The following is a 2,682-nucleotide window of genomic DNA, read 5'->3' as shown; positions in this document are numbered from 1 at the left end:
GGTTATTTCAACGGAAGTCCGTCACCATGATGTGGATGTGACTATTTTCGGTTATGAATATGGGCAGGTGCCGCAATTACCGGCAGCTTTCGTTTCTGATTCGAAATTGTTCAGCATTGCTGAAGAAGCGGCAAAGGAAATTACTGAGGTTCAAGTGGGTAAGGGCCTGATTGTGACAGGTGATTCATTTATGAACGACCCAGTACGTGTCGACTTTGTCCGTGGGAAATTCACCGATTTATATGCTGTTGAAATGGAAGCAGCAGCCATTGCACAGGTCGCCTACCAATTTTCTATTCCTTGTGTGGTTATTCGTTCTTTATCAGATATTGCTGGTAAAGAATCGAATATTTCATTTGATGAATTTTTAGAAACGGCTGGTCGTAATTCGGCAGAGCTGATCATAAAAATGCTCGAACGCATTAATATAGGATAAGGAAACCACAACATGCAAGAGACTATTCTCTTGCATCGTTTGTTTTTTAGCTCATTGAAGGGAAGAATAATAGGATGAAAGTTTATCGTAATGTCCATGAAATGATTGGTGAAACGCCAGTCATAGAGATAACTCAGTTTTCACTTCCTGAGGGTGTACGGATTTTTGCTAAGCTTGAGTACTACAATCCCGGCGGCAGTGTGAAGGATCGGCTTGGTAGAGAGCTGTTGCATGCTGCAATTGAAAACGGAGACATTGCTGAAGGTGGTACGATTATTGAACCAACCGCTGGGAATACTGGGATTGGGCTGGCACTAGCGGCTATCCATTCAGGGATTACCGTGATGTTTTGTGTGCCGGAGAAATTCTCTGCTGAAAAGCAGGAATTAATGAAAGCGCTGGGAGCAAAGGTTATTCATACCCCCACTGAAGAGGGGATGAAGGGAGCCATTGCTAAGGCACAAGAATTATTGCAGGAAATTCCCGGTTCGTATTGTCCTCAGCAATTTGCTAATCCCGCTAATCCAGCCGCTTATTACAAAACGCTTGGCCCGGAAATCTGGGAACAACTCGATGGGGAAGTGGATGTATTTATTGCTGGCGCGGGAACTGGCGGAACGTTCATGGGTACATCACGTTTTCTGAAAGAACAAAATCCTCAAATTAAAACCGTGATTGTAGAGCCAGTTGGATCCATCTTAAATGGCGGTGAGTCAGGTCCACATAAGACTGAAGGGATTGGGATGGAGTTTTTACCGGAGTATATGGATGTAAGCTATTTTAATGAAATATACACGGTTTCTGATGAAGATGCATTCAATCTAGTTGGAGAGCTTGCTAGAAAAGAAGGGTTGCTTGTCGGCAGTTCATCGGGCGCCGCTTTTTCTGCAGCCCTGAAAGAAGCTGAAAAAGCGAAAGCTGGAACGAATATCGTGGTTATTTTTCCAGATTCAAGCGAACGTTATATGAGTAAAAAGATTTATCAAGGGGGAATTTAAAATGAAAAAGAAAACACAACTGATTCATGGTGGTATTTTTGGTGATGAAAAAACCGGTGCGGTTTCTGTCCCGATTTTTCAAGTAAGCACGTATAAACAATATGGTCCAGGTAATCACACTGGGTATGAATACTCACGTACAGGCAATCCAACACGTCATGCCTTAGAAGAACTGATTAAGGAGCTTGAATCTGGTGAACGAGGCTTTGCCTTCGCATCTGGGATGGCTGCTATGACAGCGGTATTGATGCTCTTCAAGTCGGGCGATCACGTTCTGATGACAGATGATGTATACGGTGGTTCGTTCCGTTTGATTACAAAAGTGATGAATCGTTTTGATATTCAAGTAACGTTTGTGGACACAAGCAATCTAGCTAATATCGAAAAAGAAATTAAAGACAATACAAAAGCGTTATTTATCGAAACACCGACTAATCCGCTGCTGAAAATTACAGATATCGAAGGTGCGGCAAAAATTGCGAAGGCACACGGTCTTTTAACAGTGGTCGATAATACATTCAGTACACCCTACTGGCAGAATCCAATCACGCTTGGTGCCGATATCGTTGTTCATAGTGCTACGAAGTATATCGGGGGTCACAGTGACGTTGTAGCAGGTCTTGTCGTGGTAAATGACGAAAAACTGGGTGAAGATCTTCACTTTGTACAAAACTCCACAGGAGGCGTCCTTGGACCTCAGGATTCATGGTTGCTGATGCGTGGAATTAAAACACTTGGACTTCGTATGGAAGAAACAGAAAAAAATACACATGCCATCGTTGATTTCCTTCAGGAACATGAAAATGTGACAAATGTCTTTTATCCAGGTATCGAGAGTCATGCCAATCATGAGATTGCGAAAAAACAAGCACGCGGTTTTGGAGGAATGGTTTCCTTTGACGTAGGAAGTGCTGAAAAAGCAGCCGACGTTTTAAGCAAAGTACAATACTTCACGCTTGCAGAAAGTCTTGGAGCAGTAGAAAGCTTAATCTCTATTCCAGCGTTGATGACGCATGCATCAATTCCAGCAGAGCGCCGTGCTGAACTTGGGATCACAGACGGCTTGATTCGTATCTCAGTTGGAATCGAAGACAGTGAAGATTTGATTGAAGATCTGAAGAACGCTTTAAAGTAAGCGTCATATTCTTATAACGCTAATTCCCATTCATTTACACAAGATAGGTCCTTTGATCTATGCTAGAATGAGATTACTAGCTTATGAGAGAGGTGTTGGCAGCATGAGAAAAG

General features: G+C 42.7%; 3 protein-coding genes. All 3 read left to right on the top strand.

The features are described from left to right. Positions 1-436 (top strand): 5'-methylthioadenosine/S-adenosylhomocysteine nucleosidase (gene mtnN / locus AC52RT_RS07915; RefSeq protein ID WP_495540238.1); only part of this gene is annotated, 436 nt, incomplete at its 5' end. Between the two features lie 74 nt (positions 437-510). Then, positions 511-1,434 carry a PLP-dependent cysteine synthase family protein gene (locus tag AC52RT_RS07910; RefSeq protein ID WP_495540237.1) on the top strand — a complete coding sequence of 308 codons (924 nt, stop codon included), beginning with the start codon at positions 511-513 and terminating at the stop codon, positions 1,432-1,434. 1 nt (position 1,435) lies between these two features. Continuing rightward, positions 1,436-2,569, top strand: a complete 1,134-nt coding sequence (locus AC52RT_RS07905; protein ID WP_495540236.1) for a bifunctional cystathionine gamma-lyase/homocysteine desulfhydrase — start codon at positions 1,436-1,438, stop codon at positions 2,567-2,569. Positions 2,570-2,682 lie beyond the last annotated feature (113 nt).

This window comes from Peribacillus sp., from assembly GCF_059453735.1.
This window is presented reverse-complemented; position numbering and strand designations above follow the sequence as displayed.

What these genes read in the sequence shown, in the direction of transcription:
- AC52RT_RS07910 (WP_495540237.1), top strand. Translation starts at nt 511, where the DNA reads ATGAAAGTTTATCGTAATGTCCATGAAATGATTGGTGAAACGCCAGTC.
- AC52RT_RS07905 (WP_495540236.1), top strand. Translation starts at nt 1,436, where the DNA reads ATGAAAAAGAAAACACAACTGATTCATGGTGGTATTTTTGGTGATGAA.